At 65.8% G+C, this 13616-nt stretch carries 14 protein-coding genes and 1 riboswitch; of the genes, 6 read left to right on the top strand and 8 right to left on the bottom strand.

Features of this window, described 5'->3' with window-relative positions:
- Nucleotides 1-11: 11 nt before the first annotated feature.
- The 5 genes from GGQ88_RS10285 to GGQ88_RS10265 form a co-directional block, all read right to left on the bottom strand.
- Nucleotides 12-305, bottom strand: a complete 294-nt coding sequence (locus GGQ88_RS10285; protein ID WP_183613072.1) for a GIY-YIG nuclease family protein — start codon at nucleotides 303-305, stop codon at nucleotides 12-14.
- A gap of 169 nt (nucleotides 306-474) precedes the next feature.
- Nucleotides 475-1365, bottom strand: a complete 891-nt coding sequence (gene sucD / locus GGQ88_RS10280) for a succinate--CoA ligase subunit alpha (RefSeq protein WP_183613071.1) — start codon at nucleotides 1363-1365, stop codon at nucleotides 475-477.
- A gap of 131 nt (nucleotides 1366-1496) precedes the next feature.
- Nucleotides 1497-2459, bottom strand: a complete 963-nt coding sequence (mdh, locus tag GGQ88_RS10275) for a malate dehydrogenase (protein ID WP_183613070.1) — start codon at nucleotides 2457-2459, stop codon at nucleotides 1497-1499.
- 369 nt (nucleotides 2460-2828) lie between these two features.
- Entirely contained in the window at nucleotides 2829-3098 is a 270-nt protein-coding gene (locus tag GGQ88_RS10270) for a hypothetical protein (protein ID WP_246385824.1), read from the bottom strand.
- 291 nt (nucleotides 3099-3389) lie between these two features.
- Nucleotides 3390-4592 carry a cell wall hydrolase gene (locus tag GGQ88_RS10265; protein WP_183613069.1) on the bottom strand — a complete coding sequence of 401 codons (1203 nt, stop codon included), beginning with the start codon at nucleotides 4590-4592 and terminating at the stop codon, nucleotides 3390-3392.
- Nucleotides 4593-4862: 270 nt separating this feature from the next.
- Nucleotides 4863-5062, top strand: a riboswitch (cobalamin riboswitch).
- Between the two features lie 104 nt (nucleotides 5063-5166).
- Between GGQ88_RS10265 and GGQ88_RS10260 the strand changes: the two genes are divergently transcribed.
- From GGQ88_RS10260 to GGQ88_RS10245, 4 genes are all read left to right on the top strand, one after another.
- On the top strand, nucleotides 5167-7065 hold the full coding sequence (locus GGQ88_RS10260) for a TonB-dependent receptor domain-containing protein (protein WP_183613068.1): 1899 nt from the start codon (nucleotides 5167-5169) through the stop codon (nucleotides 7063-7065).
- A 65-nt stretch (nucleotides 7066-7130) separates the two neighbouring features.
- On the top strand, nucleotides 7131-8027 hold the full coding sequence (locus GGQ88_RS10255; RefSeq protein WP_343057166.1) for an ABC transporter substrate-binding protein: 897 nt from the start codon (nucleotides 7131-7133) through the stop codon (nucleotides 8025-8027).
- Complete coding sequence (locus GGQ88_RS10250) at nucleotides 8024-9010, top strand: FecCD family ABC transporter permease (protein WP_183613066.1); 987 nt, start codon at nucleotides 8024-8026, stop codon at nucleotides 9008-9010. The genes GGQ88_RS10255 and GGQ88_RS10250 overlap by 4 nt, the downstream gene beginning before the upstream one ends.
- Nucleotides 9010-9741, top strand: a complete 732-nt coding sequence (locus GGQ88_RS10245) for an ABC transporter ATP-binding protein (protein ID WP_183613065.1) — start codon at nucleotides 9010-9012, stop codon at nucleotides 9739-9741. The genes GGQ88_RS10250 and GGQ88_RS10245 overlap by 1 nt, the downstream gene beginning before the upstream one ends.
- Nucleotides 9742-9762: 21 nt before the next feature.
- Here GGQ88_RS10245 and GGQ88_RS10240 read toward each other — a convergent pair whose 3' ends face one another.
- A complete protein-coding gene (locus GGQ88_RS10240; RefSeq protein WP_183613064.1) occupies nucleotides 9763-9972 on the bottom strand; it encodes a hypothetical protein in 210 nt (69 codons plus the stop codon).
- A gap of 145 nt (nucleotides 9973-10117) precedes the next feature.
- Entirely contained in the window at nucleotides 10118-11653 is a 1536-nt protein-coding gene (locus tag GGQ88_RS10235; protein WP_183613063.1) for a DHA2 family efflux MFS transporter permease subunit, read from the bottom strand.
- Between the two features lie 136 nt (nucleotides 11654-11789).
- On the opposite strand from GGQ88_RS10235, the gene GGQ88_RS10230 reads away from it, so the two are divergent.
- Nucleotides 11790-12842, top strand: coding sequence for a type III polyketide synthase (locus GGQ88_RS10230; RefSeq protein ID WP_183613062.1), 1053 nt, complete (start codon nucleotides 11790-11792; stop codon nucleotides 12840-12842).
- Nucleotides 12839-13348, top strand: coding sequence for an isoprenylcysteine carboxyl methyltransferase family protein (locus GGQ88_RS10225; protein ID WP_183613061.1), 510 nt, complete (start codon nucleotides 12839-12841; stop codon nucleotides 13346-13348). Before GGQ88_RS10230 ends, GGQ88_RS10225 begins: the two co-directional genes overlap by 4 nt.
- Here the strand turns inward: GGQ88_RS10225 and GGQ88_RS10220 are convergent.
- Nucleotides 13345-13614, bottom strand: coding sequence for a hypothetical protein (locus tag GGQ88_RS10220; protein WP_343057165.1), 270 nt, complete (start codon nucleotides 13612-13614; stop codon nucleotides 13345-13347). The genes GGQ88_RS10225 and GGQ88_RS10220 overlap by 4 nt on opposite strands.
- Nucleotides 13615-13616 lie beyond the last annotated feature (2 nt).

Here is a 13616-nt window from a genome sequence, read left to right as displayed (position 1 = left end):
CTTTCGGAAGCTCAAGGCATCAGACCGTCTTCGAACAGATCCCGCCAATCGGGGTTCCGTTCCTCGATCCGGGCGACTTTCCAAGCCCGGTTCCACTTCTTCATCCGGTGCTCGAACATCCGCGCATCTTCGATGCTGTCGAACGCCTCACACCAGACCAGCCGTTCGCAGTTGTAATCTCGGGTGAACCCCGAAACCGCCCTGCTGCGGTGTTGGGCAACCCTGTTTGCAAGGTCGCTGGTAACACCAATATACAAAACTCCGCCCGGCTTGTTCGTCAGTATGTAGACGTATCCGGGCTTCATTTAGCTGAACCGAAATCCACCCATCACGCCGCCACACATTTCCCGCTCCCCCGCGAAGGCGGGGGCCTCAGGCCTCATGGCAGAGCGGCTGATCAAAGAGCGCACCCGGCCTCCCGAGGTCCCCGCCTTCGCGGGAACGCAAGTTTGGTTTTTTGAGCGCCCCTCGAAATCAAACGCGCTCTTTCAGCACTTCGGCCAGCGTTTCGCCCAGCAGCGAAGGCGAGGACGAGACCTTGATGCCGGCGGCTTCCATCGCCGCGATCTTGCTGTCCGCATCGCCCTTGCCGCCTGAAACGATCGCGCCGGCGTGGCCCATGCGGCGGCCCGGAGGCGCCGTGCGGCCCGCGATGAAGCCGGCCATCGGCTTCTTGCGCCCGCGCTTGGCTTCGTCGATCAGGAACTGCGCGGCCTGCTCTTCGGCGTCGCCACCGATTTCGCCGATCATGATGATCGACTTGGTCGCGTCATCAGCCAGGAACAGCTCGAGGATGTCGATGAAGTTGGTGCCGTTGACCGGGTCACCACCGATGCCGACAGCCGTCGTCTGGCCAAGGCCGATGTTGGTCGTCTGGAACACGGCTTCATACGTCAGCGTACCCGAGCGCGAGACCACGCCGACGGTGCCTTCCTTGAAGATCGAACCCGGCATGATGCCGATCTTGCACTGGTTCGGCGTCAGTACGCCGGGGCAGTTCGGACCGATCAGGCGGCTCTTGGAGCCAACCAGCGCGCGCTTGACCTTGACCATGTCGAGCACCGGAATGCCCTCGGTGATCGCCACGATCAGCTCCATCTCGGCGTCGATCGCCTCAAGGATCGAGTCGGCGGCGAACGGCGGCGGAACGTAGATGCACGATGCGGTCGCGCCCGTGGCGGCCTTGGCTTCATGCACGGTGTTGAAGTTGGGCAGGCCGATATGCGTCGTGCCGCCCTTGCCGGGGGTCACGCCGCCGACCATCTGCGTGCCGTAAGCCAGCGCCTGTTCGGTGTGGAACGTGCCGGTCGCGCCGGTCATGCCCTGCGTGATGACCTTGGTATTCTTGTCGATGAGAATGGACATGCATTCACTCCTGAATTCTGATTCCCCGCGCCAGAAACACCTGGGGGGGCGGGGACCTGGTGAGGCCGGGCGAGACCTGTCGTATCCGGCCCGAGGCCCCCGCCTGCGCGGGGGCGCACTTCAACGAATGTTTAGACCAGCGAACCGTCGATGCCCTTGCAGGCTTCCAGCAGTTCCTTGACCGCGTCGACCGAGACCTGCAGGCCGGCCTTCGAGGCATCGTCGAGTTCGATCTCGATAACCTTTTCGACGCCGCCAGCGCCGATCAGCACCGGAACGCCGACGTACAGCCCGTCGACGCCGTACTGGCCATCAACGTAGGCTGCGCAAGGCAGGATGCGCTTCTGGTCGTTGAGGTAAGCCTCAGCCATCGCGATGCCCGAAGCGGCTGGCGCGTAGAACGCCGAGCCGGTCTTGAGCAGGCCGACGATCTCGCCGCCGCCCGAACGCGTGCGCTGCACGATCGCGTCGATGTTTTCCTGGCTCGACAGGCCCATCTTGACGAGGTCAGGCACCGGAATGCCGTTAACCGTCGAATACTGGGTGACCGGCACCATCGTATCGCCGTGGCCGCCGAGCACGAACGTGTTCACGTCGCGGATCGAAACGCCGAATTCCCATGCGAGGAAGGTCGAGAAGCGCGCCGAATCGAGCACGCCTGCCATGCCGACAACCTTGTTGTGCGGCAGGCCGGAGAATTCGCGCAGTGCCCAGACCATCGCGTCGAGCGGGTTGGTGATGCAGATGACGAATGCGTCGGGTGCATTGGCAGCGATACCTTCACCGACAGCCTTCATCACCTTGAGGTTGATGCCGAGCAGGTCGTCGCGGCTCATGCCGGGCTTGCGGGCGACACCGGCGGTGACGATGATCACGTCTGCGCCTGCGATGTCGGCATAATCATTGGTGCCGGTGATCTTGGCGTCGAAACCTTCGACCGGGCCGCACTGCGACAGGTCGAGCGCCTTGCCCTGGGGCACGCCTTCGACCACGTCGAACAGGACGATATCACCCAGTTCCTTCTGGGCGGCGAGGTGGGCCAGAGTACCACCGATATTGCCTGCGCCGATGAGCGCGATCTTCTTGCGTGCCATGCTTTACGGTCCTTTCCCGTTCGCGGGGACAAGCATACAAGACAACCGGATCGCAGGCGGACAAGTGGTGACACACCCGAAATCGGCCCAGCACTCCCCGTACCCCGCGAGACAGGGAAGCGCCGGAATATGCCATGGCCACTAAGCCCGCGCGCACACGAATGCAACCGCGAAAAACCCCGCAATTCCGGGTTTTTTCGATAACAGTTCGCAATAGCGATAGGGGTGTGTTCTTTGCTCCCCCTCCTCTTCAGAGGAGGGGGCCGGGGGTGGTGTCTTTACTCTTCTTCCCGCCAGACGCCACGACCCCCAACTCCCTCCTCTTCAGAGAAGGGGGCTCAGGGCACCTCTCACATCATCTATGAAATATCAGCTGTGCTTGCGCCGCTGGAAATCGCGCGCCATGCGGCGGTCGAGCGTGCGGCACACTTCGAGCCAGAAGCCCGCGCGGTCACCATCGCCGCTACCCTCGGCAATCTCCGCGGCATCGCGCGCCCGTGCCGCTGCCGAAAAGCCGTGCGCCGCGAACAGGCGCAGAGCGGTATCCAGCGCGGCGCTTTCCTGCGGCCAGGAGGCGCACCATTCCTCGGCATTGTCGTTCACCGCCCGCACGTGCCTGCCCAAAATCGGGCGCGCCATGCAGGGGGAAACGATACCGTAACGGGGGGCAAAACGCAGCATGGGGTTCCATATCTCCACGACGGTGTTCACCGCCTCGACGCAACCCGTCTAGGCCATGTCGTGCTAAGAGACCGTTGGATGACACGGTAAAGGAAGCGATAACCACGCGGTTCGACACGATTTTGCGATGAGTTGAGGGGGCATCAAACAAGTCCCGTTCGTGTCGAGCGTAGTCGAGACACTGCGTGCTGTGTCTCGACTACGCTCGACACGAACGGGGTAGGCATTCGGGCGAATAGATAGCGCCGCTCAAGCCCCGGGCTGCGCGATCCATTTGTTCGCGTTCTCGTACCCCGGCAGGACGGAGCCGCTGCCCGATGTCGGCGCTTCGCCCGCAACCGCCTTGCCGCCCGGCAGGGTCTGCGCGCGGAACAGGGTGTCGCCGCCGCGTTGCTGCAGCGGCGCGGCATAGGTCGGCGCAGGTGAGACAACCGCCGAAGCAGCCACGATCCGGCCTTCCTCGAACGCCTTCTCTAGCGTCAGCGGATCTGCCACATCGGCGGGCGTGGGTGTCCAGGTGCGCGGATGCGGCGCGGCGATCGGTTCGCCACCGGCATAGCGCGCGGTGAACGATCCAGGCCGTCCGGCGTTGCCCGCCCAATTATAGAACCGGTGCGCGCCGATCGTGCCGATGAAGTGCAGGCTCGGCGCCCAGTAAGGATGCACCGCCGTGGTGTGGTAATGCGTGGCGAGGCCGACCGGCGCATAGACGTATCCCGCCAGCGCATCGGCCGCCACGCGCCGCGCGCGGTCCCAGAACGCCTTCATCGGTCTGCGCGCAAGCGATCCGTCGCAGGCAAAGCTGAACTGGCACGAGGGCCGCTCGGACCCCTGATAGACCACGCCGCACACGGTGTTGGGCCAGGCCGGATGCGCCACGCGGTTGAGCACGACTTGCGCCACCGCGCGCTGCCCGGCGTCCGGTTCGCTGGCGGCTTCGTAGTAGATCGCCGCAGTCAGGCACTGCAACGCGCGCCAGCGGTCCTCGCCACTGCCCGTCGCCATGACCGGACGCGCGGCCACGCCGATGCCGCCCTCCTGATCGTCGCGCCGTGCATCCCACGCCGATTGCGCCTGCGCGGGCGCGACAAGACCCGTTTCCTCGGGCGCGAGCCAGTAGAACGCCGATCCGGGAAAGCTCTCGCCCGCTCGCTCGAACGGCTGGAGTCCCGCCATCCGCTCCTGCGCCGAAGCCGTACGGATGCCACCCGCTTCGCCCCAGCCGATCGGGCCGAGCACCATCCCGAGCATCCCGAACATCGCCACGCCGACCGCGCGCTGGCGCAGCAGCGAGGGTGCCCGCAACCCCTTCCGGATAGAACCCATATCGTGCCGCCGGATGCGCGCGGCGAAATCGCGCGGACGCATGTCCTCAGCCCACAACCGTGCGTCAGCCTCACGCGCTTGCAGCGCGGGCAGGGCAATTGGTCGATAGGTAATATCGAGCGGCATGGCGGGACAAGGAATCCTGATAAACCGAACCTCCCGCTAACCCCGCGATGGCGACGATGCATCCGCGCTTTTGGCGCTGTCCCGATGCGGCACATCCCCCTTCGATCCGGTTAACTCATGTATTTGAACAGGCTTAGCGTCCCCACCCTCGTCATTGCGAGGAGGCGAAGCTTCGCTCCGCTTCGCGGCGCTCGCATTGACGAGGGAAGGGAGGATGACCTGCCCCAAAGTGCATGACGCCTCTTGCAGTGCAGCATTGTTGCAGCTAGTTCCGCCGCCGACGCCAACGGTGCCCCGTCGAACGGGCTAAGAGGGAAGCCGGTTTGATACCGGCGCTGCCCCCGCAACTGTAACCGGATAGCGCGTCGCCCAGTGAAGCCACTGGTGCCGGATTCGATCCCGGCGCTGGGAAGGCGGGCGACGCACGATGACCCGGGAGCCAGGAAACCTGCCGATGGTCGTCGTTCCGCGGCCGGGCGGGGTGTACCGGGCGCACGCGACGAGGCGCGCCTTTTTGGCCCAGCGCTCCTCCCGCCACGAACGGCAATTCCGTTCGTGGCCGTGGAGTTATGTCGTGAAGAAGTTTCTCATTTCTGTTTCCTTGCTTGCCGTCGCTACCCCGGCGTTCGCGCAAGACGAAGATCTTGCGACCTTCGATCCTGTTGGCGTTCGCTTGCCGTCGGCGAAAGAAATCACTGTCGTCGCCACCGGCAGCGAAGTTCGCATCGACCGCCTCGGCCAGCCGATCACCGTCATCACAGCTGACGAAATCCAGTCGATCCAAGGCCCGGACATCACCCGGGTGCTCGAGCGCGTCCCCGGCCTGACCGTCTCCCGCAACGGCGGCCCCGGCAGCTTCACCGGCGTGCGACTGCGTGGCTCGGACGCCGAACAGGTGCTTGTCCTCGTCGATGGCGTGCGCATGGAAGACGTCTCGGCCCCCTCGGGCGGATTCGACTTCGGCACGCTGACACCGGGCGGGATCGAGCGTATCGACGTGCTGCGCGGCTCGAACTCGGTTGTCTGGGGCAGCGCGGCCATCGGCGGTGTAATCGCGGTCCAGTCGCGCGATTTCAACGGCGTCGAAGCCAGCGCCGAATACGGCGCAAATGAAAGCTACACGGCGGACGCCGCAGCGGGCATCTCGTCCGACCAAGGCGCGATCACCCTCAACGGCGGTTACGCCCGCAGCGACGGCATCTCCGCCGCCGCAGTCGGCACCGAGCCCGACGGCTTCCGCCAGTGGCGCGTCGGCGGGCGTGGCCGCTTGAACATCACGCAGGAACTCAGCGTCGTCGCCACTGCGCGCTACGCCGATACCCGCACCGACATCGACGGCTTCGGCCCGCCGACGTTCAGCTTCGGCGATACGCCTGAATACCAGACCACGCGCCAAGCCTCGGGCCGCGTTGGTCTGCGCTACGTCGGTGAAGCGCTCACGCTCAACACCGGCTTCGCCCTGTCGGATACGAAGCGCGATTACTTCGCGGACGACACGGCGAACGACCCGTCCTACGGCTACAAGGGCCGCTCGGAGCGCGCCGACCTGACCGGACGCCTGAACCTGCCCGCCGATTTCACGCTCGATTTCGGCGCGGACAGCGAATGGACGCGCTTTTCCAGCGATTTCGACGCCGAAGCCAAGGCGAACCTGACCAGCGGCCACGCGCTGCTCGGCTACAGCACCGATCGCGCCAGCATCGCGGCAGGCGTGCGCTATGACGATCACAGCCGCTTCGGCTCGGCATGGACGTTCGGCGCGAACGGTTCGTTCGAGCTGACCGAAAGCCTGCGCCTGCGCGCCAGCTACGGCGAAGGCTTCAAGGCCCCGACGCTCTATCAACTGCTCTCGGACTACGGCAACAAGGGCCTCGTCCCGGAACGCAGCAAGAGCTACGACGCAGGCCTCGAATGGGGCAGCCGCAATGGCGCGCTCCACGCATCGGCCACGGTGTTCCGCCGCGACAGCCGCAACCTGATCGCGTTCGTTTCGTGCGCCAGCCTGAACGCCTGCGCCACGCGCCCGTTCGGGCTCTATGACAACATCGGCAAAGCCCGCGCCGAAGGCGTTGAACTCGAACTCGGTGCCCGCCCGAGCGACACCCTGCAGGTCCGCGCCGCCTACACTTATGTCGAATCGCGCAACCTTACCCCGGGCAACGCCAACAACGGCAGGGACCTCGCCCGCCGCCCGCGCCACGCACTGACCGTGTCGGGCGACTGGACAAGCCCGCTCGCTGGCCTCACCCTTGGTGCGGACTTGCGCATGGTCGGGGACAGCTATGACAATGCATCGAACACCCGCCGCCTCGACGGTTACCCGCTGACCACCGTGCGCGCCAGCTTCCCCGTCACCGAAAAGGTCGAACTGTTCGGTCGCGTCGAAAACGTGTTCGATCAGTCCTACCAGACCGTCGCCGACTACGGCACATGGGGCCGCTCGGCGTTCGTCGGCATCCGGGCACGCTATTGATCCAGCGCCGCGCCTGCAAAGCGCAACGCAAAAAGCCCCCCTCCCGCTTGCGGGAGGGGTTGGGGGTGGGCCTGTCGCTGGCGACGATCCTCCTCGCTGGCTGCATCCCCCAATCCAACGCCAGCCCCCAACCGCCCGCAATCGCCCGCCCGACCATCGTCAGCCTCAACCCGTGCACCGACGCGATCCTCGCCGAAGTTGCCGATCCCGCGCAGATCCTCGCCATCTCTCACTACAGCAAGGACCCACGCTCCTCGTCGATGGACGCGAGCGTCGCGCAAGGCTTGCCGTCCACGCGCGGCACGGTCGAGGAAGTGCTCGCGCTTCGCCCCGACATCGTGCTGGGCAGTACTTTCATCGATCCCGCCACCGCCAGCGCCTATCACCGCCTGGGGCTGCGCTTCGAAGCCATCGGCATGACCGCAACCATCGCCGACAGTCGCGCCCAGATCCGCCATGTCGCAGCGCTCACCGGCCATCCGGCACGCGGCGAAGCCCTCGTCGCGCGCATCGACTCCGCGCTCAAAGCCACCGCCCCGCGTGACACCCGGTCAATCCCCACCGTCGTCTGGCAATCGGGTGGCATGGTCCCGGGCGAGGGCACGCTGATCGCCGACCTCCTGCGCCACACCGGTTTCACCAACTTCGCCGCCGCGCGCGGCCTTGGCCAGGCCGACTTCCTGCCGCTCGAAAAGATGCTTGCCGATCCCCCCGCGCTGATCCTCGTTGCGGGCCAGACGGCAGAAACGGGCAGGGGCGACGACCGCGTCCTCGATCACCCTGCGCTGACATCGCTCACCGCAAAACGCGCCAAACTCGATCCCAAACTCCTCTACTGCGGCGGCCCCACCATCATCGCCGCCGCACAACGTCTGGCCCAAGTCCGCCGCCAACTTGCTCGCCTCCCGCCTGCGGGAGGGGCTGGGGGAGGGCCTGTTCGCCCCATCGGGCAAAACCCATGACCGGCCCAAAACCCCCGCTCACCCTGAGTCTGTCGAAGGGCCTCGCGCTGGCCCTCGCAATCACCCTCCCGCTCTCGCTCCTCGCAGGCCAGGTCTGGATCGACCCATTCGGCCCCCCGGTCCCCAACGCCACCGCAATCCTGATCGAACTGCGCCTCCCGCGCGCCATCCTCGCCCTGATCCTTGGTGCAGGCCTCGGCGCGGCTGGCGCAGCGATGCAAGGCTACTTGCGCAACCCGCTCGCCGATCCCGGCCTGTTCGGCATCGCACCCGCCGCCGCGCTGGGCGCGGTCCTGTCGTTCTACTCCGGCTATCAGGCGCAAGCGATCCTGCTCCCGCTGTTCGCGCTGATCGGCGCGGGCGGGGCGATGGCGCTGCTCGCCCTGATCGCCGGACGCAGCGGCGGCATCGCGCTGTTCACGCTGGCCGGCATGATGATCGCCAGTCTGGCAGGCGCGCTTACCAGCCTTGCCATCAGCCTTTCGCCCAACCCCTTCGCACTGTCCGAGATCGTGACCTGGCTGATGGGTGCACTGGCTGACCGCAGCTGGCACGAAGTCCGCCTCGTCGCCCCGCTCACCGCAATCGGCATGGTCGCGCTGTGGCGCGCCGCGCCCGGCCTCGACGCGCTGAGCCTGGGTGAGGACGCTGCCCGCTCACTCGGGTTCGAGCCATCGCGCCTGTTGTGGCTGATGATCGCAGGCGTCGGCCTGATCGTCGGCAGCGGCGTCGCGGTCGCAGGCATGATCGGCTTCGTCGGCCTGATGGTCCCGCATTTCGTCCGCCCGTTCACCGACCAGCGCCCCTCGGCCACGCTGCTGCCCTCGGCACTGGCCGGGGCGCTGCTGCTGCTGATCGCCGATTGCCTGTGCCGCATCCTGCCGCTGGCGGGAGGCGAGTTGCGCCTCGGCATCGCGCTCAGCCTTGCCGGAGCCCCGTTCTTCCTCCGCCTCCTGCTCAAAATGCGCAAGGAACTGGCGTGATGCTCGAAGCGCATGGCCTGACCATTCCTGCACGCCTGCATGATGTGACCGCGCAATTGGGGCGCGGACGGGTGACTGCGATCTGCGGACCGAACGGTGCGGGCAAGTCGACATTGCTCAGTGCACTCACGGGGTTGATCGCACCCGTGTCGGGCACGGTGACCCTGACCGCCCAGCCGCTTGACCAGATCCCTGCCGACGAGCGCGCCCGCCGGATCGGTTACCTGCCGCAGACGGCGCACGTTGCGTGGAACCTTTCTGTCCGCACGCTTGTCGGGCTGGGCCGCCTGCCGCACCGTACCTCGGCGCTGGAAGATGCCCGCGTGATCGACGAGGCCATGGCGACGATGCAGCTCGGAGACTTCGCTGACCGCCGGATCGCCACGCTGTCGGGCGGGGAACGAGCCCGCGCGCTGCTCGCCCGCGTTCTGGCAACCCAACCGCAGTGGATTTTGGCCGACGAACCGCTGGCCGCGCTCGACCTTGCCCACCAGCGGTCGCTCGTGATCAGCCTGCGCCAACTCGCGCAAGAAGGCGCGGGCGTCGTTCTCGTCGTCCATGACCTCGCGCTGGCGATGAACACCGCCGATCACGTCGTCGTGCTCGATAAGGGCCGCGTCGCTGCCTTGGGTGCGCCGCAAAAGGCGCTGTCAGAACAGGTGATCGCGAAAGTATGGGGCATGACTGCACGCTGGCTTGGTGAGCGCGGCCATCAGGCACTGGCGCTCTAGCGCCCGCTTGACACGAAACCCTCAGGCAGCGTTGGCGCTCTTCACGTCGTTTTCGTGCCGCCGTTCGGTCATCGCCGCACAGAAATCAGCTGCAAAATGCGCAGTGAAGCTTTCGCGCACTTCCATCGAAATCGCCGGCCGATCACCTGCGGGCACTTCCCACGTGCCGTCGCGACCGCAGAACAAGCTCTGCGCCGGGGGTTGGCGGTGGGAGGGCAAGGTAATAACCATGACGCTAGGAAGTGCTCCTGATCTTTCGATAGCCCCACCTAGCAAGTTTACGTAGCCTAAAATTGTATGGTTTCGACAAAGTTGAGAATTGTTCCAGCAAGACACAACAAAGGTGTTGCCGGTTAATCGCTCGAAATCGCGCTCGCTAAGCTGTCCGTGGCGCTCGCCTTACGAACAGCACCAGCAGCAGCGCGATTGCGGTAAGAATGCCGATTATCAACCACGCGTCATTGATCGCATGGACCAGCGCGGCCTTCTCGACCAGCGGGCGCACCATTTCCTGCGCGAACTCATCGGGCGGCTGGCCCACCTGCTCCAAAAACGAATCCCGCGGAATGCCGATTGCGACCGCCGTGGTCACATCGCCGTCCTGCAGCTTGGCGACGATATCGGTCGCATGTGTCGCGCTCCGGCTGAAGATCACCGTGTCGATCAGCGCCAGCCCGACCGCGCCGCCCAGATTGCGCATCAGGTTGAACAGCCCGCTGCCGTCCGCCACCAGCCGCTCCGACAACTGGCCGAGCGCAAGCCGGGTCGGCGGGAGCAGGCAGAACATGATCGCCGCTCCGCGCAGGATCTGCGGCACCATCATTTCAGCCGCATCCGTGTCGATCGTCTGGCGGCTGCTCAGGAGCAAGCCGCCTGCAAACAGCGCAAACCCAGCAATGCTCAGCCACCGCGCGTCCACCCGCCGCTCGAGCATGACCGCAAACGGCGCGGCGACCAGTTGCGCGATGCCCGTCGCCAGCATGATCTCGCCGATACGCAGCGCGCCGTGCTCGCGTACCAGCCCAAGGAAGAACGGCATCAGGTAAGTCGATCCGAACAGCCCGATGCCCAGCGCAAAGCTTAATCCGCACCCGATTGCGAAGTTGCGATCGGCAAAACACTTCAGCTCGACCAGCGGCCAGGCAGAGCGCAACGTCTTGACCACGAACAACGCGCCCGCCGCGGCGCTGACCGCCAGCAGGCCGGCAACGCGTGGCGCACCCCACCCAAGCGTCGGCGCATCCTTCAGCCCGATCTCGAACGCGGTCAGCGCCAGCGCCAACGCCACCAGCGCGATCACGTCGAAGGCGCGCGGGTTGCGCTGGTTGGCGGCCCCGCCCCGCAAGGTCAGCGTCGCTACCACCGCCGCCAGCACGCCGGGCACGATGTTGATGCGGAACAGCCAGTGCCACGACCAGCTTTCCGTGATCCACCCGCCGACGATCGGCCCAACCGTGGGTGCAAGCACCGCCGCCACACCGGCGATGGTCGTCGCGACCGCCTGGCTCCGCACCGGGAACAGCAGGAACACTGCCGAGAAGACCGCCGGAATCAGCGTCCCGCCCGCAAACCCCTGCACGATACGCCACGCGATCAGCGTCTCGAAATCCTGCGCTTGCGCGCAACCGGCCGATGCGGCGGTAAACAGGCACACCGCGACAACGAACAGCCAGCGCATCCCCAGCAGCCCGGTGAAGTACCCGGTCAGCGGGATCGCCACGATCTCGGCGGTCAGGTACGCGGTCTGCACCCACACCATCTGGTCGGTCTGGATGCCCAGCGCGGTCTGGATCGTCGGCAGCGATGTCGCCACGATCTGGATGTCGAGGATCGCCATGAACATGCCCAGGCACATGGCCACGAAACCGATCCATGTGCGCAGGCTGGCGGCCGGCATGACGTCGTTGTTCATTGCAGACCCAGTCAAATGGTGCAGCCACTCTTGATCAATGGCGATCGATGCGCGTACGCCGCCAAGGAACCCACATGGCGAAGGTTCGTTTCTGTCGCAACGAAGAATACCGGTCGCCCGGTCAGTCAGGAAACGCATGACGGTACCGGTTACGATGCTCTCGCTCGCCACGGCGACCCCGCCACACACGCTCACACAGGAGACCGCGCTCGAAACAGCGCGTGACCTGCTCGCGGGCAGCTTCCGCGATTTCGAGCGCATGACCTCGGTCTTCGCCAACGCCGGCATTGCCGAGCGCCAGTTGGCACGCCCGGTCGAATGGTATCTCTCCCCTCGCGATTTTACCGAGCGCACGGCTGTCTATCTCGAAGTCGCGCTCGACCTCTTCGTCACCGCCGCGACCGATGCCTTGACCAAGGCAGGCCTCGATGCTGCCGACGTCGACACCATCGTCACCGTTTCCTCCACCGGCATCGCCACCCCAAGCCTTGAGGCTCGCGCGATGGCCCGGATGGGCTTTCGAGCCGACGTCTCGCGCGTGCCCGTGTTCGGCCTCGGCTGCGCAGGCGGCGTCTCTGGCCTCGGCCTTGCCGCAAGGCTCGCCCGCGCCACGCCCGGATCGACCGTGCTGTTCGTCACCGTAGAACTGTGCAGCCTCGCCCTGCGCACCGATGGGGTGGGCAAGGCCGACGTCATCGCCACAGCCCTGTTCGGCGATGGCGCAGCGGCCTGCGTCGTCAGATCGGGCGACGAAGGCTTCGTCCAATTGACCGGCAGCGCCGAGAAGACCTGGCCCGACACGCTCGACATCATGGGCTGGGCGATGGAGACCAGCGGCCTCGGCGTCGTCCTCAACCGCGCCATCCCCGCGTTCGCGCGGCGTAACATGGGCGAGGCGATGGAGCAGATGCTCACCCCCCAGAACTTGCAAATAGGCGATGTCGACCGCTTCATCTGCCACCCCGGCGGCGCGAAAGTCGTCGATGCCATGGAAGTCGCGCTCGGCCTCAACCAGGGCTCGCTCGATCACGAACGCGAAGTCCTGCGCTGCCACGGCAATATGTCCGCGCCCACCGCGCTGTTCGTGCTCGACCGCGTGCGCGCAGAGGGCCTCCCGCCACTATCGGTGCTGACCGCGCTCGGCCCCGGCTTCACCGCCAGCACCGTCACCCTGCGGTGCGCGGCATGATCACGTTGCCCTATGCGATCATGGCATTCGTCACGCTGCAACGTCTGGCCGAACTGGTCATCGCCAAACGCAATACCGCCCATCTGCGCGCATTGGGCGCGATAGAGATCGGCGCGGGCCACTATCCCGCGATGGTGACGATGCACGCCGCATGGTTGATCGCGCTATGGCTCACCGTCGGCGGACGCCCGGTCAACATGGTGCTGCTAGCGATCTTCGCGGTGCTGCAGGCCATGCGCGTCTGGGTGCTTGCAACGCTCGGCAAGCGCTGGACCACCCGCGTGATCGTGCTACCCGGCGCGCCACTCGTCACCGGAGGCCCGTTCCGCTTCCTGCGCCACCCCAACTATTGCGTGGTCACCGCCGAAATCGCGGTCCTGCCGCTCACCTTCGGATTGCTATGGATCGCGGTGCTGTTCACGATCCTCAACGCCACATTGCTGTGGGTCCGCATCCGCAGCGAATCCGGCGCGCTCTACAACGGCGAAGCGCCGACCGCGCACTAACGCTTGTCGACGATCCCGCGCTCGGCCTTGATCCGCAGCATCGCGGAATGGCAGGTCGCAGAAGTCTGCTCGATCTTGGCAATCATGCACGCCTCCACCTTCTTGCGGCTGAATGATTTCATCTCCGCCGGACACAACTTGCGCGCCTCCTGCGCACAGGCCTTTTTACCAAGGTCAGGCTTGGCCGCCTGAGCCACCGCAGGCGCGCCGATCAGGGCGATCATCACCAGCGGCGCAGCAAACTTGCGAAACGAATTTGCGCTCACAA

This window comes from Novosphingobium hassiacum, assembly GCF_014196055.1.
Lineage (GTDB): Bacteria > Pseudomonadota > Alphaproteobacteria > Sphingomonadales > Sphingomonadaceae > Novosphingobium > Novosphingobium hassiacum.
This window is presented reverse-complemented; position numbering and strand designations above follow the sequence as displayed.

Excerpts from the sequence above, each read along its gene's own strand:
- GGQ88_RS10245 (WP_183613065.1), top strand. The coding sequence starts at position 9,010 with ATGCTCGAAGCGCATGGCCTGACCATTCCTGCACGCCTGCATGATGTG.
- GGQ88_RS10285 (WP_183613072.1), bottom strand. The coding sequence starts at position 305 with ATGAAGCCCGGATACGTCTACATACTGACGAACAAGCCGGGCGGAGTT.
- GGQ88_RS10240 (WP_183613064.1), bottom strand. The coding sequence starts at position 9,972 with ATGGTTATTACCTTGCCCTCCCACCGCCAACCCCCGGCGCAGAGCTTG.
- GGQ88_RS10250 (WP_183613066.1), top strand. The coding sequence starts at position 8,024 with ATGACCGGCCCAAAACCCCCGCTCACCCTGAGTCTGTCGAAGGGCCTC.
- GGQ88_RS10230 (WP_183613062.1), top strand. The coding sequence starts at position 11,790 with ATGACGGTACCGGTTACGATGCTCTCGCTCGCCACGGCGACCCCGCCA.
- GGQ88_RS10265 (WP_183613069.1), bottom strand. The coding sequence starts at position 4,592 with ATGCCGCTCGATATTACCTATCGACCAATTGCCCTGCCCGCGCTGCAA.
- mdh (WP_183613070.1), bottom strand. The coding sequence starts at position 2,459 with ATGGCACGCAAGAAGATCGCGCTCATCGGCGCAGGCAATATCGGTGGT.
- sucD (WP_183613071.1), bottom strand. The coding sequence starts at position 1,365 with ATGTCCATTCTCATCGACAAGAATACCAAGGTCATCACGCAGGGCATG.
- GGQ88_RS10225 (WP_183613061.1), top strand. The coding sequence starts at position 12,839 with ATGATCACGTTGCCCTATGCGATCATGGCATTCGTCACGCTGCAACGT.
- GGQ88_RS10235 (WP_183613063.1), bottom strand. The coding sequence starts at position 11,653 with ATGAACAACGACGTCATGCCGGCCGCCAGCCTGCGCACATGGATCGGT.
- GGQ88_RS10270 (WP_246385824.1), bottom strand. The coding sequence starts at position 3,098 with ATGGCGCGCCCGATTTTGGGCAGGCACGTGCGGGCGGTGAACGACAAT.